The sequence below is a fragment of the Rhizobium sp. BK289 genome (genome assembly GCF_014193575.1).
In the GTDB taxonomy this organism is placed as follows: Bacteria; Pseudomonadota; Alphaproteobacteria; order Rhizobiales; family Rhizobiaceae; genus Rhizobium; species Rhizobium tropici_C.
In genome coordinates, this window is sequence record NZ_JACHZO010000003.1 from 128,754 (window position 1) to 148,368 (window position 19,615).

Genomic DNA, 19,615 nt, shown 5'->3' on the forward strand with positions numbered 1-19,615 from the left:
CTTACCCTCTTTTCCCTAACCTCAGAGCGCTTCCGCGCCCGAAATGATTTCAATCAATTCCTTGGTGATCTGTGCCTGGCGCTGACGGTTGTAGTTCAGCGTCAGCTTGTTGATCATCTCACCAGCGTTGCGCGTCGCATTGTCCATCGCGCTCATCTTGGCGCCCATCTCGCCGGCGACGTTTTCGAGCAACGCGCGGAAGATCTGGACCGAGATGTTGCGCGGGATCAGGTCCGCGAGGATCGAAGCCGCATCCGGCTCGTATTCGTAGACGGCGCCCTTGTGGGCCGCATCTTCTTCGACGACGGCGGGAGCCGAAGCCGGAATGAGCTGCTGTGCCGTCGGGATCTGGCTGATCACCGACTTGAATTCGGAATAGAACAGCGTGCAGACATCGAATTCGCCGGCTTCGAACATCTCGATGATGCGCTTGCCGATGGCGTCGGCATTGTCGAAACCGATGCGCTTGACGTCGCGCAATTCCTTGCGCTCGACGATCAGCGAGGCGTATTCGCGGCGAAGGACGTCATAGCCCTTCTTGCCGACGGTGAAGATCTTCACCGTCTTGCCTTCGGCCAGAAGCTTGCGGGCATGATCGCGGGCAAAGCGCGAAATCTGCGAATTGAAACCGCCGCACAGACCGCGCTCGGCCGTGCAGACGACGAGCAGATGCACATCGCTCTTGCCGGTTCCGGTCATCAGCAGCGGTGCACCGTCAGCATCGCTGACGGCAGCCGAAATATTGGCCAGAACAGCGGCCATGCGCTGCGAGTAAGGCCGGGCGGCCTCGGCCGCCTCCTGCGCACGCCGAAGCTTCGCCGCGGCGACCATTTTCATCGCCTTGGTGATCTTCTGCGTCGCCTTGACGGAGGCGATCCGGTTTTTCAGATCCTTGAGTGAAGGCATCCTTGATCCGTCCTAGAGCTTGGCCCGATTACGCGAAAGACTTGGCGAAGCTGTCGAGAGCAGCGGTGAGCTTGCCCTTCGTCGCGTCGCTGATGGCCTTTTCGGTACGGATGGTGTCGAGGATGTCCTTGCCTTCCGAGCGGAGGTACGACAGCAGGCCCTGCTCGAACTTGCCAACCTGAGCAACAGGCAGCTTGTCGAGGTAGCCGTTGACGCCGGCGAAGATCACCGCAACCTGCTCTTCCGTCTTCAGCGGCGAGAACTGCGGCTGCTTCAGGAGTTCGGTCAGGCGAGCACCACGGTTCAGCAGGCGCTGCGTTGCCGCATCGAGGTCGGAACCGAACTGGGCGAAGGCGGCCATTTCACGATACTGGGCGAGTTCACCCTTGATCGAGCCGGCAACCTGCTTCATCGCCTTGATCTGAGCGGACGAGCCGACGCGCGAAACCGAGAGACCGACGTTAACAGCCGGGCGGATACCCTGATAGAACAGGTCGGTTTCAAGGAAGATCTGGCCGTCGGTGATCGAGATCACGTTGGTCGGAATGAAGGCCGAAACGTCGTTGCCCTGCGTTTCGATGACCGGCAGAGCGGTGAGCGAACCAGCGCCCTTCTCGTCGTTCATCTTTGCAGCGCGCTCGAGGAGGCGCGAGTGCAGGTAGAAAACATCGCCGGGATAAGCTTCGCGGCCCGGCGGGCGGCGCAGCAGCAGCGACATCTGACGGTAGGCAACGGCCTGCTTGGAGAGGTCGTCATAACCGATCAGGGCGTGCTGGGCGTTGTCACGGAAGTATTCGCCCATGGCGCAGCCGGCGAACGGAGCCAGGAACTGCATCGGAGCCGGATCGGAAGCGGTCGCCGCGACGATGATCGAGTACTTCAGGGCGCCGCGCTCTTCGAGCACCTTGACGAACTGGGCGACGGTCGAACGCTTCTGGCCGACAGCGACGTAGACGCAGAACAGCTTTTCACTGTCCGGACCGTTATCCTGAATGGACTTCTGGTTCAGGATCGTGTCGAGGATGATGGCGGTCTTGCCGGTCTGACGGTCACCGATGACGAGCTCGCGCTGGCCGCGGCCAACGGGGATCAGGGCGTCGATGGCCTTGAGGCCGGTCGACATCGGCTCATGAACCGACTTGCGCGGAATGATGCCCGGAGCCTTGACGTCGACGCGCGAACGGCGGGTCGCATTGATCGGGCCCTTGCCGTCGATCGGGTTGCCGAGCGCGTCGACAACGCGGCCGAGAAGTTCCGGACCGACCGGAACGTCAACGATCGCGCCGGTGCGCTTGACGGTGTCGCCTTCCTTGATATCACGGTCGGAGCCGAAGATAACCACGCCGACATTGTCGGCTTCGAGGTTCAGCGCCATGCCGCGGATACCGCCGGGGAATTCGACCATTTCGCCGGCCTGAACATTGTCCAGACCGTAGACGCGGGCGATACCGTCACCGACAGAGAGAACCTGGCCGACTTCGGAGACTTCAGCTTCCTTGCCGAAGTTTTTGATCTGATCTTTCAGAATTGCGGAAATTTCCGCGGCGCGGATATCCATCAGCCGACCTCTTTCAATGCAAGCTTAAGGGTGGAGAGTTTGGTGCGAAGGGACGTATCGATCTGACGCGAACCGACCTTGACGATCAGGCCGCCAAGGATCGACGGATCGACGGTGACGGCAATCGTCACGTCCTTGCCGGTGACGCCCTTCAGCGCCGCCTTCAATTCATCTTCCTGCGCCGGGGTCAGCGCATGGGCCGAGGTGACCTCGGCGGAAATCTCGCCGCGATGCTGGGCGGCGATGATGCGGAAAGCCTTGATCATGCCCGGCAGCGCAAAAAGGCGCCGGTTGCTGGCCACAAGCTTCAGAAAATTGGTGACATAGGCACCGAAGCCGACCTTCTTTGCCAGCGCCTCGATCGCGCCGACCTGCTCTTCAGCCGAAAAGACCGGGCTGAGGACGAAGCGCTTCAGATCGTCGCTTTCGTCGAGCATGGCTTGGAACCGATCGAGATCGGCGGTCACCGCCGGTACGGCAGCCTCTTCAAGGGCCAATTCGAACAGCGACGAGGCATATCGTTCTGCAACGCCAGAAACATGCTGGGATGTGTCTGCCACGGGCACAAAATTCCCTGATTTCAACCCAAGAACCAAACTTCCGGGTGACGGAAGCCATATGTCCTTGAATTCGTTTTGATTTCCCCCAGAAATCAGCAGGAGTGCGCTCCCACCTCATCCGAAATTCGGGGTTCGTCTAACATAGGATATTGAGACTCGCAACACGCGTAATCGACGAATACGCCATTCGGGCGAATTTATGATGGCAAAATTCTAAAAGCATGGGGATAGCGCGGCCGAAAAAGCCCGCATCGGCGCCATTTTCAGCTCAAATATAGCCGAGACCGTAGAGAAAAGGTAGCGCAGCAAGAATCGCCTGCACAACCAGAAGGAGAAGACTCAAAAATACACTGCCCCGATCGGACATCAGCGACAGGATGCGACCGAACACCGCGACGCCGAAGGAAGCACCGAGCGCGAGATAGATCATCGGCTGCGCAAGCAGGATCGCCACCAGCCCGAAGCCAACCATGAAGCCGCCGGCCGAGCGCGCCTCGGCATAAGCTTCGGATCGCCCTTCCTTCACCTGCAGCTTGAGGAAGCGGTAGGTGTAACCCGGCGCAAACATCAGGAAGAGGCCGATCAGCGCCGTGGCGGCAGCCGAACAATAGGCAAGCCGCTCGCCGAATTCTGTCGGAAAATAAAGCTCCATCGGTCGCCCTCAAATCAGCCCAAATCAAATCAATCACAGGAGGAGATCGACATATGGCATGAAGCGCAGGAAGAGGGAATACGGAATGAAAGCACTTCGTCGCAGGATATATGTAACTGCGTTAATGTTTTGAAAATACGTAGATTATCCCTTTTTTTATGTTATTCTTGAGGAAAGGGGATAATTTGCCGCTGACGCCGCCTCTTTGCGGAGGAGAATTTATCCCCTTTTAGCAAGATATTTTTCCAAAAGGGATAAATTGTTTTATTTCAGCGAATTAAAGAGCGATCAAATAAGGCAGACCATCGATACGGAGCAGCTGTTCGAGGCGTGGCTTGCCGTAAATGCCGAGTTGTCCCATCGATTTGCAGGCGCCATGGCGTGGAAAACAGTTTCCGGACGCGACTACCTTTATCGCAAGGCAAAGACCGCATGGAAATCACTTGGCCCACGCTCTTCCGACACTGAGCAAACTTACCACCAATTTCATGAGGGAAGAAACGAACGTCGGCAGCACTTGGCCACATTATCAACCAAGCTCGACGAAATGGCGGCTATCAATCGAGCTATGCGACTTGGCAGAATGCCATTAACAACCGCGCGTATTCTGCGGGCGCTCAATAGGGCCGATCTTATCGGTAGCGCTCTGGATATTGTCGGCACGAATGCGCTTTTTCTCTATGAGAGACTTGGCGGCATCAGGATCGAGAGCGGTCTCCTCGCAACCGGCGACATCGATCTGCTTTTCGACGCGCGAACAAACCTCAATCTTTTGCGAAGGAATATCGGCGCGGAAGGGTTGATGGGTATCCTACGCACTGCCGACAAATCCTTTCATTCACTTGGTAAGCGGAGTTTCCGCGCGGCAAACAAGGATGGATATCTTGTCGATTTGATCGGCCCCATGCCATCGCATCCCATCAGCAATTCAAGGCCCGCCAGTATTGGGCAGAATGAGGATGATCTGGCTGCCGTCGAAATAGAGGGCCTGCAATGGCTGGTTAATAGCCCTAAAGTGGCGGCCATTGTCCTTGATGAACGCGGCTACCCCGTACAATATACGTGCCCCGATCCCAGAAGTTTTGCCTTGCACAAGCTTTGGCTTTCACGCCGGGAAGATCGTGACCCACTGAAGAAACTCCGCGATGAAGCGCAGGCTCATGCGGTCGCAAACATGATAGGCCGTTATCTGCCGCATCTTCGATTTGACGACCCCGTACTCGGCGCTATTCCGAAGGGCCTGCGAAAGCTGTCTCATGAGTTGGAACAAACAGTCTCGAAGTCGCCAGACGATAAAATCGAGCCGAATTGGTAGCCTCACAGAAAGCTTTGCGGATCGATATCGAGCTGCACCTGCACGGAGCCGCGCTCCTTCGGGGATTGCGCCAGCATCGCGCGCAGAAAACCCTGCATGTCGGAATTGCGCCGGCCATGCACGAGCAGGCGGAAGCGATGGCGGCCGCGCACCAGCGCGATCGGCGCTTCTGCCGGACCGAGCACCGAAATACCCGAAACCTGCGGCGCCGCATTGCGCATGCCGCGGGCGTGGGTTTCGGCATCCTGCCTCGTGTCGGCCGAGACGATGATCGAGGCGAGCCGGCCGAAGGGCGGCAAGATGGCCCTCTCCCGCTCCGAAATCTCCCGCTCGTAAAAGGCGCTGGCATCGCCCGAGACGATCGCCTGCATCACCGGGTGTTGCGGCTGGTAGGTCTGCAGCAGACCATGGCTCTTGAGGCCGGTTCGCCCGGCGCGTCCTGTCACCTGCGACAGGAGCTGGAACGTCCGCTCGGCGGCGCGCGGATCGCCATTCGCCAGGCCAAGATCCGCATCGACGATGCCGACCAGCGTCATCAGCGGGAAATTGTGTCCCTTGGCGACGAGCTGCGTACCGATGACGATATCAGCCTCGCCCTTGGCAATGGCGTCGAGCTCCAGTCTCAGCCGCTTGACGCCGCCCATGATGTCGGAGGAGAGCACGATCGTCCGCGCCTCGGGGAAATGCCGCTCCACCTCTTCCGCGATACGCTCGACGCCCGGACCGCAGGCAACGAGATGGTCGAGCGTGCCGCATTCGGGGCAGGCCTCCGGCGTGCGCTCGGCATAGCCGCATTGATGGCACTGGATCTGGTTGCGGAAGCGGTGCTCCACCAGCCAGCTCGAACATTGCGGGCACTGGAAGCGATGACCGCAGACGCGGCAGAGCGTCAGCGGCGCATAGCCGCGCCTGTTGAGGAACAGCAGCGCCTGCTCGCCCTTGGCAACCGTCTTACCGATCGCGCGGATCATCACGGGCGAAAGGAAGCCCCCGCGCTCTGGCGCATGCCGGCGCATATCGATCAGATGCAGGTCGGGAAGAGCCGCATCGCCAAAGCGCGTCGGCAGGTGGATTGTCGTGTAGCGCCCGCTCTGGCCGTTGACCTGACTTTCCACTGATGGGGTCGCCGACACCAGCACCACGGGAAAATCGCCGATGCGGCCGCGCACCACGGCCATATCTCGCGCATTATAATAGACGCGATCCTCCTGCTTGTAGGCAGGGTCATGCTCTTCATCGACGATGATGAGGCCGAGATCCTCGAAAGGCAGGAAGAGCGCCGAACGCGCCCCGGCCACGACCCGCACCTCGCCGGTGACCGCCTGGCGCCAGACTTTCTCGCGCATGCGCGGCGCAAGATCGGAATGCCATTCGGCCGGCTTGGCGCCGAAGCGATCCTGAAAACGCTCCAGAAAGCTTGCCGTCAGCGCGATTTCCGGCAGCAGGATCAGCACCTGCTTGCCACGCCTCAGCGTTTCGGCGATGGCCTCGAAATAGACCTCCGTCTTGCCGGAGCCGGTAACGCCGTCGATCAGGGAAACCGCGAACTCGCCCTTGCGGACATCGGCCAGGATCTCATCGGCAGCATCCTTCTGCGGCCCCTGCAGCCGCGACGCGGTGAATTCGGGATCCGGTTTGGCGACGACGGGCGGCGGCGGCAGGAAGATGGTCTCGAAAATGCCCTGCGCGATCAGCCCGTCGACGACGCTGGTGGACACACCCGCCGCATGCGCAAGCCCAGTGCGTGTCCACGACAATCCATCGGCGGCAATCTCCATCACCTTGGCGCGAGCCGGCGTCAGCCGCTCCGGCTGCCCGCCGATGAAGTGCAAGCCTTCGATCATCGGTTCGGGGTCGAAGGCGGCCGGCGCTCGAAGCGCCATGCGTGCCACCAGCCCCGGCGGCGACAGCGTATAGGCGGCAACCCAATCGATGAAATCGCGCATATGCTTGCCGAGCGGCGGACAATCGAACACATGGCTGATCGGCCGAAGCTTCTTCGGATCGACACCGCCATCATCCTCGCCATCCCAGACGACGCCGATCACCTGCCGCGGCCCGAGCGGCACCTGCACGACCGAACCCGGCTCCACCGCCAATCCCTCGGGCACGGCATAGGAATAGGCCCGCGGCGCCGGCATCGGCACGAGAACGGGAACCGTACGGCTCATCATAGACTTCGCGGGCGCCGCCTCGAAAAGCGCACCGAACAGATCGGAAGAATCTTTGCTCATTGCGCCAGACCATGCCCCGGACAGACAAAAAAGAAAACCCGGATTGCCGCTACTCGTCGTCATCATCGATCTCGCCAGTCGACCTCATGCCGTCGATCCAGGTGGAGCCGTCCTCACGGATCACCCGGCGCGGCTTCGCGCCGCAGCGTTCGCGCACGGCCTCGGCCAGACGTTCGGAATGGGTAACGATCCAGATCTGGCTCGTCTTTGCGGCCTCAGCGATCATGTCGGCAAGCGGCACCAGCATGTCGGGATGCAGGCTCGCCTCCGGCTCGTTGAGCGCGATCAGCGGCGGCAGGCGGTAGGACATCAAGGCGGCGGCGAGACCAAGGAAGCGGATCTGGCCATCGGAGAGCTCGCGCGGCTGGAAGACGCGATTGGGAAACTCGGGCAGCATCAGGCCGAAATCCGCCGTTTCCTGTGGCTCCGGCACCACGAGCCGCGCCCCTCCGAGCGCTGCGGCAAGAACCCGGTCCAGCTCGACAGTATCCTCGCGCGTATGGACGAGGGTTGCGAAAACGGCGGCGATATTGGCGCCATCCTCATCCAGCATGGGAGACGTCACGGCAAGGCAAGGCGCACGCAGCGGCGAGCCGCGATCTGTGCGGAAGCCGTGGTAGAATCGCCAGGCGTCAACGGCGCGCCGGAACGTGCCGACCTCGGGAAAATGACCGGCATCACCCAGCAACGCGACCGCCGTTTCGGAAGTCAGGGCGTTCTCGGGATGCGGCTGCATGCGGCCGCTCACGCCGCGCACGGAAATGCCTGGCCCGTCGCGCTTCATCATCGTCACCGGCCGCCGCCCGGTCTCGACCGAAAGCTCCTCGGCCTTGACCTGCGGCTCCAGCGGAAAGCCGGCGGAGGCGCAGGGCGGCCGCATGCCCGCTTCGATCCAGTAACGGAACGTCGCCGCCCGTTCCATGTCGAGCAGCTCGATATCGAAGCGGATACGAGGGGACTCATGCGAACGCCGCTTGCCCGACCACATGGCCGAGAACATCCCGCCTTCGCTGGAGATTTCATGCGCCAGCCGGCCACGAACCGCCGCCTGCACGAGCTGCAGCGAACGATAGAGATTGGACTTGCCCACCCCGTTCTCGCCGATGAACAGATTGACATCGGAAAGATCCATGCGGATCGAGCGCAGGGAACGATAATTCCGGGCAAACATGGAGCGTAGCTGCATGCCACGCGGTTTAGCCGATTCCCCTGTCAAAGAGAATGCGAAACCAGGGGTTCATCCTGCTTTGGGGGCACAAGCGGCGAGAAGGTTGCGTTTCCATCCGCTGCAAGATCGAAGACCGTATGCTTCTCCAGCGCCTTCGTCACCTCGTTGACGTCGCCGTCCAGATGCTCGACGGGGATGAGATTGCCGACAAGGAAATCGAACCGGTCGCCGCGCTTGTTGAGCAGCTCGTGGAAGACGGTCATGTCGCGCAGCTCTGTCGACCATTTGGCGAACCAGTAGAACAGGCCGGAATTGCGCGCCGTCAGATGCACGGGCAGGATCGGCAGATTGTATTTGCGCGCCAGACCCACGGCCGAGGTCTTCCACGGCCGCTCATTCAGCTTGCCGTTCGCCCAATAGGCGATACGGCCGGATGGGAAGAGCACGGTGACCTTGCCCTCCGCCACGGCACGGTTGGTCAGCTGCAGCGTCTCGCGCGTCTTTGGCTTGCTCTTATATTCCTCGCGCCACTCCACAGGGATGATCATCTCGGCAAAGCGCGGGTTGACGCGTACCGCATCGCGATTGGCAAAGATCATCATATCGGGCCGGCGCGATTTCAGAAGATCGAAGACAGCGACGCCATCGGCAATGCCTGTGGGGTGATTGCTGACGAGGATGAAACCGCCCGAAGCGGGAATGCGGTCGGCATGGGTCACGCCGATATCGAGCCGCAACAAGTCGCTCATATATTCGAAGCACTGGAAGCCCGAAAGCTTGGCGACATCATCGGCGAATTCGATCGCCTTGTTGTAGCGCAGCAGCGTGTAGAGAAACGGGCGCATGAACGGCCAAAGCGGATTGCGCACGATTTTTTGCCCGCGCTCTGCGATCAGAGTATCGACAATATGCCCGGGCTGACCCTGGGACACCAAAGCGATTGCTTCTGCAATCTGTCCCAGTGCAGTTATCGACCCGCGGCGTGCCATGAAGTGTCCTGAATGGTTGGGAAATATTCTATCGCAATCGAATATGATCGAAGCATGACAAGCGCCTCGCATATGGAAGGCGAACCATCCGAGATTCGGAATCGACCATATGCAGTTTCATTGAAGTCGAGCTGCATCCCCGTAGCACGAAGGAAAACGCGCCGGAAGCAGCGGGAAAGTTAGCGATTCCATAACCTTCCTTCCTTCAAAGTGGCAGAAGGAATCCGAATTTCAAGGGGTTTTCCACTGAACGAGTTGTTGATCATCGCCGACCCAGGGTTGATGGCGGAGCGCGGCCGCTGGCTCGACGCACTCGGCCGGGAACGACGGCTCGCGGCTCACACGTTGAATGCCTATGAGCGCGATACGCGGCAGTTTTTGACGTTTCTCACCGGCCATCTCGGCGGTCCGGCGACGATCGCCGATATTCGCGACCTGCGCCCCGCCGACTTCCGCGCCTTTCTTGCCGCGCGCCGCAAGGATGGAGCCGGCGCGCGCTCGCTCGGGCGCAATCTTGCCGGGCTTCGTTCGTTGTTGCGCTACCTCGAAAAGAAGGGTTTGGTCAACGCCGCCGGTGCCGCCGCCGTGCGTTCGCCGAAGCAGCCGAAATCGCTTCCCAAGCCGCTCTCCGACAAGCAGGCGATCACTGTCGTCAGCGATGAGGCGCAGCTGCACGAGGAACCATGGATCGCCGCGCGCGATGCGGCGGTGCTGACCCTGCTTTATGGCTGCGGCCTGCGCATTTCCGAAGCACTGGATCTGAAGCCGCAGGATTTTCCGCCGGGCGCAACCTCGCTGCGCATCACCGGCAAGGGCAACAAGACCCGGCTGGTGCCGTTGCTGCCGATCGTTGTCGAAGCGGTCGGCCACTACCGGGCGATTTGCCCGTATCATCTCGATGCGGACGGTCCGCTCTTTCGCGGTGCGCGCGGCGGCAAGCTGCAGCCGGGCATCATCCAGCACGGCATGCAGAAAATGCGCAGCGCCTTCGGCCTGCCGGATACGGCGACGCCGCATGCCCTGCGCCATTCCTTCGCCACCCATCTGCTCGCCGGCGGCGGCGACCTGCGCACGATCCAGGAACTGCTCGGCCATGCGAGCCTCTCGACGACGCAGGTCTATACAGGCGTCGATTCCTCACGCCTGCTCGAGGTCTACGACCGCGCTCATCCCCGCGCGTAAGGCCTGTTCGCACGTGTAAGAAAAGATTAACTCCTTGCGTTAAGGAAATCTCCGTCTCGTGCGCATAAAGCAGAACCATGTCTCGGCATGCCTCCCGAAAGCCGCTTTCGAGCGTTAGGGATCACGCCTCTGCGAACGGAAGATTTTGATGATTTCTGCCCTCGGATCCAGGACGATGCGGTCGACGAAACCGGCACTCGGCGATATCCTGCTTTGGCTTGCCACGGCTATTCCGTTGATGCTGGCGATCCTGCTGATCGCGACGATGCTGACGCTGCAGCAGGCGCATGCGGAAGGCGCAATCTCCGATAGCTGCGGCGGCAAGGATCTCATGGCCGAACTTCAAAAGACCGATCCAGCCAAATATGCCTCCATCATCGCCGCCGGCGACAAGGTGGAGAATGGCAAGGGCATCTTCTGGAAGATCGAAAAGCCCGGCCTGAAGCCGTCATGGCTGCTCGGCACCATGCATGTCTCGGATTCCCGCGTGCTCACCATGCCGAAAGGTGCAGCCGACGCTGCTGCGGGAGCCGATACGATCATCGTCGAATCCGACGAGATCCTGGATGACAAGAAGGCGGCCCTTGCGCTTTTTTCCAATCCTTCCCTGACGATGCTGACCGACGGATCGACGATCAGCGAGCATCTGTCGCCTGAAGACAATACCCGGCTCGAAGCCGGTCTGAAGGAGCGCGGCCTGACGCTCGCCGCCGTCTCGCGCATGCAGCCCTGGCTGATCTCGAGCTCCTTCGAAATGACCGGCTGCGAGGTCCGCCGCAAGGCAGCTGGTGCAAAGTTTCTCGACCAGAAGCTCGCCGGCGATGCCGCCGCCGAGGGTAAGAAGGTCGTGGGCCTCGAAACGCTGGCCGAGCAGGCCAAGGCCATGAGCGATCTGCCGATCGCGCTGCATCTGAAGTCGCTGATGCAGACGCTCGAAATGGGCAACAAGATCAACGACGTCAACGAAACCATGACCGGCCTTTATCTCGCCGGCAATATCGGCGCGATGATCCCGATGCTGAAGGTGATCGAACCGGACCAGAAGATCACGGACGACGATACCGCCGCCTTCGAGCAGCGCATCATCCTCGATCGCAACAAGGTGATGGCCGAACGCGCCGCGCCGGTTCTCGACAAGGGTAATGCCTTCATGGCCGTCGGCGCACTGCACCTCGTCGGCGACCAAGGGCTCGTTGCGCTGCTGCGCAAGCAGGGCTTTACAGTGACGGCTGCGAACTGACCGCTTGCATCCGCTTACCCAAATTGGCAAGCGTCGTCGCGACGATCAGCCGGTGGAATGGCGTGATGATGGCGAGATAGATCCGGCCAAGCAATATGTTCCGCCGGACGAGCGTCGTGGCATCGATCAGCCGGCATCCCTGATCGTCATCACGCACGTCGATGACGACGCGAAAATCGAGATGCCGATCGTCGAACCCGAGCACGACCTGATTGTCTGATTTGCTGACGACGGGAAAGAAGCCGATCTTTTCCAACTCCTCTGCTCGAAGATCGCTGGTGGATCTCAAGCCGAACAACCCCGTTACCACATCGCGCACTCGTATCAGCAACCGCACCCAATATGGAAAGCGGCTGAGCATCGTTCGGGCGGCAGCAATGGCCGTCAGGTCCGAGTTCGGGATCTTCAGTTCGTAGCAGTCAGCCCAATCGGCATCCGGCAATGCGGGATGCGGCATAAGGGGCTTCACCATCAGAGGCCTTGCGGACATGGTTTCATCCGTCTTTATTCGACGTCTGAAGGCTACCACACATTGCGATGCGACCCGATCGGCAAATGCCGACTGCGGCAATTTGGCCGGCAGATAATGGACTAACGCACCGCCGATCCACCGGCCGGCAATATCTTCATCCGCCAGGAGGTTGCCGGCTTCAGATAGGTGGTCGCGATGGCGCGAACGTCCTGTGCTGTTACAGCCTGGTAACCGCCGATGCCGCTGCGAATCCGTTCGAGGCGACGCGGATCCGTCTGGGCGTTCTGCAGGCTTTGAAGCCAGTAGCTGTTGGTCTGTTGCGACCGTTTGACCTCCTCGATGATCGGAGCCTTCGCGCGCGTCAGCTCATCCGGCGAGACATCTCCGCTGCGCAGATCGCCGGCGATCTTGTCCACTAGATCGAAGAAGTGATCCAGCTTGGCCGGCGTCGTCTCGACATAGGCGTAGGCGAAGCCATAGCCCGGAATCGACCTCGACAGATCGACCTCGCTTTGCGGACTATAGGTTGCTCCCTCGGCGAGGCGGAACTGGTCGATCAGGCGATTCTGCAGGATCGCCCCGGTCACATTGGCGGCCGCGGCTCTCGGCAGATCCGAGAGAAAATCGCCGATCGGCATGGCGACGGCTGCGCCGGCATTGTCGCTTCGACCGTCGTGAAGCCGGATGACCGGCTCCCTGGTCGGTGCGGGAAAATGCACATCGGCGCCATCCACCTGGCCTTGTGCGTCGCTGCGCGGCGGCAGCGCGCCGAAGGTCTCGGCCGTCATGCGAATGGCATCGTCGACCTCGACGTCGCCGGCGATGATGACCTCGATCGGTCCCTTGGAAAGGAGCGGCTGCAGAAGCGTCTCGAAATCTTCCGGCTTGGCATCGAGCAGTTGCGACCGGTTCGGGAATACCCAGCGCGGATCGCCGGAATGCAGGAGACCGGGCAATTCGCGGCCGACCACGCTGCCCGGCGTCGCCTGAAGCTGATCAAGACTGTTCAGATAGGCCTGCTGCACCCGCTTGAAGACGTCCGGACGATAGGCCGGATCCGAAGCATAGGCCGTCAGAAGCTGCAATTGCGCCGCCAGATCGCGCGGCCGCGTGGCACCCTCGAATTTGAAGGTGGCATCCTGGATAGCAAAGTCATTGCCGACGACCTTTTCGGCAAAAGCCTTCTGCATATCGTCATAGCTGATGGCCTTCAGGCCGGACAGCGGCAGCGCCGGCGCCGCCCAGATCGGCAACGGACGGTCCCGCGGCAGATCCAGCCGGCCGTGGCCGATATTGGCCCGCACCAGAACTTCGTCGAGACGGTACTTGGTCGGCTTTACGGTCAGGCGGACGCCATTGGCAAAGCGAACCATGATAATGCCGAGATCGTCGACCGACCGCCGTTCGACGACGGTCCCAGGCTGCCCGAAATTAGTATAGGGCCATGCGACCGCGGCCGCCTGTTCCGGCGCGGTGACCGCAACGGCGCGCGACTCGGCATAGGCCTTCTCGACGGCGGTATTGCCACCCTCGGGCATTTGCGGGATTTGCAGCACGAGCTGCGGACCGTTGCCGGAGAAAACGCGCTGAAGAGTTTGATTGACTTCGCTGGCGCTCAGCCCCTTCATCGCGGCATCGAACAGCGTGAGATCGTCGGCAGGTGAGGTGAAAACCAGGTTCTCGCCGACGCTCCAGGCAAGCGATCCGGCGATATCCGGGCTGGTGCGCGTCGCAGCTCCGCTCGCTGCAGCCTGCAGCGTGGAGCGATATTCGGCAATTTCCCGATCGATCTCGCTTTGGTCGGCACCGAACTGCGCAAGACGGCGCTGCTCCTGATCGATAGCTGCCAGGGCAAGCTGCCACTTGGTGGGATCGCTATCGGCGGCAATCATCGCGACATGGGCCGATTTGAAGAAGTCCTGCGCACCGGCCTGCGCGCTAACGAAGGGCGGATTGGGCTGCTGCGCCAGAAGGGATAGACGCTGGTTGAGAACGGCAAGGCCGATATCCTCCACCAGCTGCGCGCGGCGCTTGACGACCATATCCGGCGAGGCATCATAGGGCCGCGTCCAGGCAAGTTGCACGCGGGTCGCACCGCCAGGCACGACGACTGTGCCGACCCGCTTTCCATAGCTTTGGAGAGTACCGAGGTCAGGGTCGGCGGGCGCCGCGCTGGCGGCGGCCCAATTGCCGAACCGGTTGCGGATATCAGCTTCGATGGCGGCGGCATCGATATCGCCGACGACGATCAGCGTGGCGCGATCCGGGCGATAATAGCTGCGGTAAAAGTCTCGGACGAGATCGACCGGAGCATTGCGGATGATATCGGTCTTGCCGATGGGCGGGCGCTGCGGCACACGCTGCCCCGGCAGCAGCTGAGCAAGCAAACCGGTGCCGCCACGATATTGCGGCGTGTCGCGCAGTTTCTCTTCCGAGAGAATCACTCCCCGCTCGCGGTCGAAGGCGCCGGCATCGAGCGTCAACTTGCTGGCCGTCTCCCGCATCAGCATCAATCCGGTCGAGACCGTCTCCGGATTGGCTTCGGGAAGATCCAGCGCATAAACGGTTTCGCCGTAGCTTGTGGAAGCGTTCGTATCCGCGCCGAAAGCCAAACCCAGGCGCTGGAGGGTGCGCACCATCTCGCCTTCAGGAACATGGGTCGAGCCCTTGAAGGCCATATGCTCGAGGAAATGCGCCAGACCCTGCTGATCGTCGCGCTCCTGCAGCGAACCGGCGCCGATACGGAAGCGGATCGCCACCTGGCCGGCCGGTGTCGCATTGTGCATGACGGCAAAGCGCATGCCGTTCGGCAAAGTCCCGAAGCGGATTCCTTGCTCCACCGGCAGATCGCTGACCGCCTGAGGCCAGCCCGCGGCCAGCGATTCGGCATGCACAGGTGCCGCAACGACAACGAGGAATGCAAGCGCCGTCGCAACGAAAAGTTTCAGGGATGGGTAAGCGGCTGGGTTTTGACGTGACATGCTTGCTTTGTCGGTGAGAACGATTGGATGATGCGATGCACGGGAGCTCTGTACATCGCATCATCAGGCAAGCATTGCAATCCCGGCGCTTGTCGCGTCGGGATCGTCCGATCTTACATATGGATCGGTTTGAAGAAGGTCGCGAGCGCGGCTTCCTTGACGGCTTCCGACATGGTGGGATGCGCGTGGCAGGTGCGCCCGAGGTCCTCCGACGAACCGCCGAATTCCATCAGCACGGCGATCTCGTGGATCATTTCACCGGCGCCGAAGCCGACGATATGGCCGCCGAGAACGCGATCCGTTTCCTTGTCGGCGAGGATCTTGACGAAACCGTCCGTCGCCAGCATGGCGCGGGCGCGACCGTTTGCCGAGAACGGGAACTTGCCGACCTTGTAGGCGATGCCCGCAGCCTTCAGCTCTTCCTCGGTCTTACCGACGGAGGCGACTTCCGGCTGCGTGTAGACGACGCTCGGAATGACATCGTAGTTCACATGGCCGGCCTGGCCGGCGAGGATCTCGGCAAGCGCAACGCCCTCGTCTTCCGCCTTATGTGCCAGCATCGGCCCCTTCACGACGTCGCCGATGGCATAGATGCCGGCGAGGTTGGTCTTGAAGTGGCCATCGATCTCGACGCGGCCGCGATTGTCGAGCGCCACACCGGCTTCCTCGAGGCCGAGGCCTGCCGTGTACGGCTTGCGGCCGGCGGCGACGAGAACGACATCGGCATCGAGCACGACCTTGTCGCCGCCCTTGACCGGTTCAAAGGTGACCTTCGCGCCGTTGCCGGTTTTTTCGACTCCGACGACCTTGGCGCCGAGATGGAATTCGATACCCTGCTTGGCGAGCATGCGCTGGAACTGCTTGGAGACTTCGCCGTCCATGCCGCCGAGGATGGTGTCGAGATATTCGACGACGGTGACCTTGGCGCCGAGACGGGACCAGACCGAACCGAGCTCAAGGCCGATGACGCCGCCGCCGACCACGATCATCTTGCCCGGAACCTTGTCGAGCGCGATGCCGCCGGTCGACGAGATGATGACCTTCTCGTCGATCTCGAGCGGCACGCCCGGGATGCCGGCGACGTCGGAGCCGGTGGCGATGACGATATTCTTGCCTTCGATCTCGGTGACCTTGCCGTCGTCAGCCGTGACGGAAACCTTGCCGGCCGAAACGATCTTGCCGGTGCCCTGGAAGGCATCGATCTTGTTCTTCTTGAACAGGAAGGCGACGCCGTCGACGTTCGACTTCACGGTCGCATCCTTGTGCGCCAGCATCTTTTCAAGATTGAGCTTCGGTGCGTCGACTTCGACGCCGAGGGCATCCATGCCATGGCCGGCATGATGGAACACTTCGGAAGCGTGCAGCAGCGCCTTGGACGGAATGCAACCGACATTGAGGCAGGTGCCGCCATAGGTCGCGCGCTTTTCGACGACCGCGACCTTCAGGCCGAGCTGCGCTGCCTTGACTGCGCAGACATAGCCGCCGGGGCCGGTTCCGATAATGATCACATCGTAGGACATTTTTTAATTTCCTTGTTTTGTATCTGTTTTAGAGCATGATGCCGAAAAGTGTGAGCGGTTTTCGGACGACATCATGCTCTACTTCTTTGATTCTAGAGCGGATTCAGATTTTAGGTCGATTCGACCTAAAATCATCCGGCTCTAATCGGTCGCCCGTGCCAAGGCGAGGCGGATGCCGAAGCCGACGAGCGCCGCTCCGGTGATGCGGTTGAACCATTTGCCCGATGCGATGAAGCGATCGCGGACCGGCTTGACGGTGAAGAAGGTGGAAACGCCGGCAAACCAGGCGACAAGCGCCGTTGCCATGCCGATGCCGTAGCTGAACTGGATGAGCGCCGGCGTATCGTGATGGACGAGCGTCGAAAACAGCGACAGGAAGAACAGCACCGGCTTCGGGTTCAGCGCATTGGTGATGAAGCCCGTCGCCAGGCAGCGCCAGACGGAAACCGGCTTGCGATCTTCCTCGGTGATCTCGACATCCTTCACCTGAAAGCCGGATTGGCGGAAGGATTTGAAGCCGAGATAGACGAGATAGAGAACGCCAGCCCATTTGATCAGGCTGAACAGGACAAGCGACTGCGACACGATCAAGCCAAGGCCGAGAATGGTGTAGCTGATGTGGAAGAGCAGGGAGAAGCCCATGCCGAGCCCCGTCATCATGGCGGCGCGGCGGCCATGCAAGATGCTCTGCCGCAGGATCACGGCGAAATCGGCGCCCGGAACGACGATGAAGATCGAGAACACCGCCATCAGGCCGAGAAATTCGAGAATATACTGCATGTCATCCATCCGTTCTGATCAGCGGCCACCGCTCACATCGAGCACGGCACCCGTTATATAGGATGCGTGCGGGCTCAAGAGATAGAGGATGGCGTCGGCAACCTCATCGGCCGTTCCCGCCCGTTTCATCGGCAGTTGCGGTGCGATATCGCGCGCCCGATCCGGCAGGCCGGCAGCTGCATGGATATCGGTATCGATGATGCCCGGCCGCACCGCATTGACGCGGATGCCTTCCGCCGCCGCCTCGCGCGCGAGCCCCACAGTGAACGTATCGATTGCGCCCTTGGAGGCGGCATAGTCGACATATTGCCCGCCGCCGCCAAGCGTTGCCGCCATGGAGGAGAGATTGACGATCACTCCGCCCTTGCCGCCATGCCGGGTCGACATGCGGCGCACGGCTTCGGCGGCCGCCAGCATCGAGCCAGTGATGTTGATGCGGAACATGCGGTCGAGCCGCTCCGGCGTCATCTCGTCCAGGCGCTGGATGGTATCGACGATGCCGGCATTGTTGACGAGTCCGTCGATGCGGCCGAAATGCGTGTCGACTTTGGCAAACATGGCTTTGATATCCTCGGGCTTGCCGACATCGGCGGCGATTGCAATCGCCTCACCGCCGGCCTCGCGGATCGTTGCCACCACAGCCTCGGCCGCATCCTTGTTGGACGCATAATTGACCGCCACGGCCCAGCCATGCTGAGCGGCAGCCAGACAAACCGCAGCGCCGATGCCGCGGCTGCCGCCGGTCACGAGAAGCACAGGTGTATCGTCGGTCATTGATTGCATCCTTTCAGACTAAGGACATCCCAGGGCGCGACAGTTGCCTTGCCCTTGCCCCAGAGGGACGACTTCTGGATCGAAGGACCAAGTGCCGGCAGGAACAGCCGGTCTGCAGCGCTCTCGCCTTCCGCCGGCAATGCCCGGATATGGCCCTTCAGATCGGAGGCGTAGACCATGCCCTGCCAGACGGTACAGGCCCGGAGATCCGCGCCGGTGACATCGCCCTCGGGGCATTCGAACATGATCCGGCCATCGGCGCGCAGCCGATCGTCACTGCGCATCACGATGCCTTCGGCCACGATGGTGGTATTGCGCACGGCGAGCTTGAACCTATTGCTGACCGATGATTCCGAGCCCATCGGCTCGAACCGCAACTCATAGGCATTGTCCATATCGACGTAGACGGCCTTTTCCTGCACGCATTCTTCCGCATGGACAGAGACGGGAGCGACCACACAGGCGAATGTTATCAAGAGCATCGAGGCCAGCCGTGCCATCATGTTCTGAGCCGGCATGGTCATTCCCCTTCCGGCTCATGCCGGCCATCGGCATTTTCAGTCACGCCGAAATCGGTAAACAGAACGAGCGGCCGGCCGCGGGCATCGAGCCCCCAGAAGACCGGATAGAAGCCGTCGCCCCAGCCGCTCCAGAAAATAGCGACGTTGCCGCGCTTGCCCGCTATCGGCCGATGCATGACATAGCTGTCGCTGTTGGCGCTCAGTTCGGACGCGAGAACATCATCATAGTAATTGATGTCGGACGACGCCTTCTCCAGCTGGACCTGCTTTTCGCGTTCCTGGATCAGCGCATAGGTGTCGGCATCCATGTAGCAGCCGAGACCGGCATCGACCGGATAGCCGAAGAATTCGTCATTCTTCAGCGAATTGATGTCCTGGCCGGGGATTACCGCCAGTTCCCAGCGCACCGACCTGCCCTCGGCAAAGCGCATGCTGGCTGCGGCGATGCGGCCGAAAGCCTGATAGAGAGTGACGGGATAATCACCGGGGGAAACGGTGCGAGTGAGCGCCGGGCGATCAGGCCCGACGAGCGGATCGCTGGCGACGATGCGCCCGGAAGTCAGCTCGACCTTGCCGATGCGCAGCACGCTGATCGAGCGGGCCGCAAGATCGGCGTCGCCAAGCGACGCCAGATCGAGATTGCTGCTGAACTTGGAAATGTCGATCTCGGCCGTCGCTGCGGACGATGGCACCCATGCGGCGACGGCGCACATCAATCCGCGCAGCATCCGCATGGGCCATGTCGACATGATCCAACGCTCCC

General features: G+C 61.1%; 17 protein-coding genes. 3 read left to right on the top strand and 14 right to left on the bottom strand.

Annotation, left to right across the window (positions count from 1 at the left end):
• Positions 1-21 precede the first annotated feature (21 nt).
• The 4 genes from FHT84_RS06815 to FHT84_RS06830 form a co-directional block, all read right to left on the bottom strand.
• Complete coding sequence (locus FHT84_RS06815) at positions 22-906, bottom strand: F0F1 ATP synthase subunit gamma (RefSeq protein ID WP_015341388.1); 885 nt, start codon at positions 904-906, stop codon at positions 22-24.
• Between the two features lie 28 nt (positions 907-934).
• Complete coding sequence (atpA, locus tag FHT84_RS06820) at positions 935-2,464, bottom strand: F0F1 ATP synthase subunit alpha (RefSeq protein WP_069613405.1); 1,530 nt, start codon at positions 2,462-2,464, stop codon at positions 935-937.
• Positions 2,464-3,030 carry a F0F1 ATP synthase subunit delta gene (locus tag FHT84_RS06825; protein ID WP_113249130.1) on the bottom strand — a complete coding sequence of 189 codons (567 nt, stop codon included), beginning with the start codon at positions 3,028-3,030 and terminating at the stop codon, positions 2,464-2,466. Before FHT84_RS06825 ends, atpA begins: the two co-directional genes overlap by 1 nt.
• Positions 3,031-3,292: 262 nt before the next feature.
• A complete protein-coding gene (locus FHT84_RS06830) occupies positions 3,293-3,676 on the bottom strand; it encodes a DUF4345 domain-containing protein (protein WP_113249131.1) in 384 nt (127 codons plus the stop codon).
• Positions 3,677-3,935: 259 nt separating this feature from the next.
• Here FHT84_RS06830 and FHT84_RS06835 point away from each other — a divergent pair, with 259 nt between their 5' ends.
• Positions 3,936-4,991, top strand: a complete 1,056-nt coding sequence (locus FHT84_RS06835) for a nucleotidyltransferase domain-containing protein (RefSeq protein ID WP_113249175.1) — start codon at positions 3,936-3,938, stop codon at positions 4,989-4,991.
• A gap of 2 nt (positions 4,992-4,993) precedes the next feature.
• Here the strand turns inward: FHT84_RS06835 and FHT84_RS06840 are convergent, their stop codons facing one another.
• Genes FHT84_RS06840 through FHT84_RS06850 form a run of 3 tightly spaced genes read right to left on the bottom strand, consistent with a single transcriptional unit; the run spans position 4,994 to position 9,382 of the window.
• On the bottom strand, positions 4,994-7,225 hold the full coding sequence (locus FHT84_RS06840) for a primosomal protein N' (RefSeq protein ID WP_113249177.1): 2,232 nt from the start codon (positions 7,223-7,225) through the stop codon (positions 4,994-4,996).
• 49 nt (positions 7,226-7,274) lie between these two features.
• Positions 7,275-8,411 (bottom strand): AAA family ATPase, encoded by a 1,137-nt coding sequence (locus tag FHT84_RS06845; protein WP_112341352.1) that lies wholly within the window; start codon positions 8,409-8,411, stop codon positions 7,275-7,277.
• Positions 8,412-8,437: 26 nt separating this feature from the next.
• On the bottom strand, positions 8,438-9,382 hold the full coding sequence (locus FHT84_RS06850) for a 1-acyl-sn-glycerol-3-phosphate acyltransferase (protein ID WP_112341353.1): 945 nt from the start codon (positions 9,380-9,382) through the stop codon (positions 8,438-8,440).
• A 246-nt stretch (positions 9,383-9,628) separates the two neighbouring features.
• Between FHT84_RS06850 and FHT84_RS06855 the strand changes: the two genes are divergently transcribed.
• Together FHT84_RS06855 and FHT84_RS06860 are read left to right on the top strand one after the other, a co-directional pair.
• A complete protein-coding gene (locus FHT84_RS06855; RefSeq protein WP_183761739.1) occupies positions 9,629-10,564 on the top strand; it encodes a tyrosine recombinase XerC in 936 nt (311 codons plus the stop codon).
• A 148-nt stretch (positions 10,565-10,712) separates the two neighbouring features.
• Entirely contained in the window at positions 10,713-11,804 is a 1,092-nt protein-coding gene (locus tag FHT84_RS06860) for a TraB/GumN family protein (RefSeq protein ID WP_112341354.1), read from the top strand.
• Here the strand turns inward: FHT84_RS06860 and FHT84_RS06865 are convergent.
• The 7 genes from FHT84_RS06865 to FHT84_RS06895 all read right to left on the bottom strand — a co-directional run bounded on the left by FHT84_RS06865 (position 11,782) and on the right by FHT84_RS06895 (position 19,601).
• Positions 11,782-12,294 carry a DUF2867 domain-containing protein gene (locus tag FHT84_RS06865; RefSeq protein ID WP_169645136.1) on the bottom strand — a complete coding sequence of 171 codons (513 nt, stop codon included), beginning with the start codon at positions 12,292-12,294 and terminating at the stop codon, positions 11,782-11,784. The two genes, FHT84_RS06860 and FHT84_RS06865, sit on opposite strands and share 23 nt — an antisense overlap.
• A gap of 101 nt (positions 12,295-12,395) precedes the next feature.
• Positions 12,396-15,257, bottom strand: a complete 2,862-nt coding sequence (locus tag FHT84_RS06870; RefSeq protein WP_113249133.1) for an insulinase family protein — start codon at positions 15,255-15,257, stop codon at positions 12,396-12,398.
• 113 nt (positions 15,258-15,370) lie between these two features.
• Positions 15,371-16,777 (bottom strand): dihydrolipoyl dehydrogenase, encoded by a 1,407-nt coding sequence (gene lpdA, locus FHT84_RS06875; protein WP_183761514.1) that lies wholly within the window; start codon positions 16,775-16,777, stop codon positions 15,371-15,373.
• Positions 16,778-16,918: 141 nt separating this feature from the next.
• Positions 16,919-17,557, bottom strand: a complete 639-nt coding sequence (locus FHT84_RS06880) for a LysE family transporter (protein WP_113249179.1) — start codon at positions 17,555-17,557, stop codon at positions 16,919-16,921.
• Positions 17,558-17,575: 18 nt separating this feature from the next.
• The gene (locus FHT84_RS06885) at positions 17,576-18,331 is read right to left on the bottom strand and encodes an SDR family oxidoreductase (RefSeq protein ID WP_113249135.1); all 756 of its coding nucleotides are present in this window, start codon (positions 18,329-18,331) and stop codon (positions 17,576-17,578) included.
• The gene (locus FHT84_RS06890) at positions 18,328-18,855 is read right to left on the bottom strand and encodes a hypothetical protein (RefSeq protein ID WP_246698481.1); all 528 of its coding nucleotides are present in this window, start codon (positions 18,853-18,855) and stop codon (positions 18,328-18,330) included. Before FHT84_RS06890 ends, FHT84_RS06885 begins: the two co-directional genes overlap by 4 nt.
• On the bottom strand, positions 18,852-19,601 hold the full coding sequence (locus tag FHT84_RS06895; protein ID WP_113249136.1) for a DUF4241 domain-containing protein: 750 nt from the start codon (positions 19,599-19,601) through the stop codon (positions 18,852-18,854). Before FHT84_RS06895 ends, FHT84_RS06890 begins: the two co-directional genes overlap by 4 nt.
• Positions 19,602-19,615: the final 14 nt, after the last annotated feature.

Coding starts and splice junctions, on each gene's coding strand:
- lpdA (WP_183761514.1), bottom strand. CDS start 16,777: ATGTCCTACGATGTGATCATTATCGGAACCGGCCCCGGCGGCTATGTC.
- FHT84_RS06870 (WP_113249133.1), bottom strand. CDS start 15,257: ATGTCACGTCAAAACCCAGCCGCTTACCCATCCCTGAAACTTTTCGTT.
- atpA (WP_069613405.1), bottom strand. CDS start 2,464: ATGGATATCCGCGCCGCGGAAATTTCCGCAATTCTGAAAGATCAGATC.
- FHT84_RS06830 (WP_113249131.1), bottom strand. CDS start 3,676: ATGGAGCTTTATTTTCCGACAGAATTCGGCGAGCGGCTTGCCTATTGT.
- FHT84_RS06860 (WP_112341354.1), top strand. CDS start 10,713: ATGATTTCTGCCCTCGGATCCAGGACGATGCGGTCGACGAAACCGGCA.
- FHT84_RS06895 (WP_113249136.1), bottom strand. CDS start 19,601: ATGTCGACATGGCCCATGCGGATGCTGCGCGGATTGATGTGCGCCGTC.
- FHT84_RS06850 (WP_112341353.1), bottom strand. CDS start 9,382: ATGGCACGCCGCGGGTCGATAACTGCACTGGGACAGATTGCAGAAGCA.
- FHT84_RS06840 (WP_113249177.1), bottom strand. CDS start 7,225: ATGAGCAAAGATTCTTCCGATCTGTTCGGTGCGCTTTTCGAGGCGGCG.
- FHT84_RS06815 (WP_015341388.1), bottom strand. CDS start 906: ATGCCTTCACTCAAGGATCTGAAAAACCGGATCGCCTCCGTCAAGGCG.
- FHT84_RS06885 (WP_113249135.1), bottom strand. CDS start 18,331: ATGACCGACGATACACCTGTGCTTCTCGTGACCGGCGGCAGCCGCGGC.
- FHT84_RS06865 (WP_169645136.1), bottom strand. CDS start 12,294: ATGTCCGCAAGGCCTCTGATGGTGAAGCCCCTTATGCCGCATCCCGCA.
- FHT84_RS06880 (WP_113249179.1), bottom strand. CDS start 17,557: ATGCAGTATATTCTCGAATTTCTCGGCCTGATGGCGGTGTTCTCGATC.
- FHT84_RS06890 (WP_246698481.1), bottom strand. CDS start 18,855: ATGACCATGCCGGCTCAGAACATGATGGCACGGCTGGCCTCGATGCTC.
- FHT84_RS06845 (WP_112341352.1), bottom strand. CDS start 8,411: ATGCAGCTACGCTCCATGTTTGCCCGGAATTATCGTTCCCTGCGCTCG.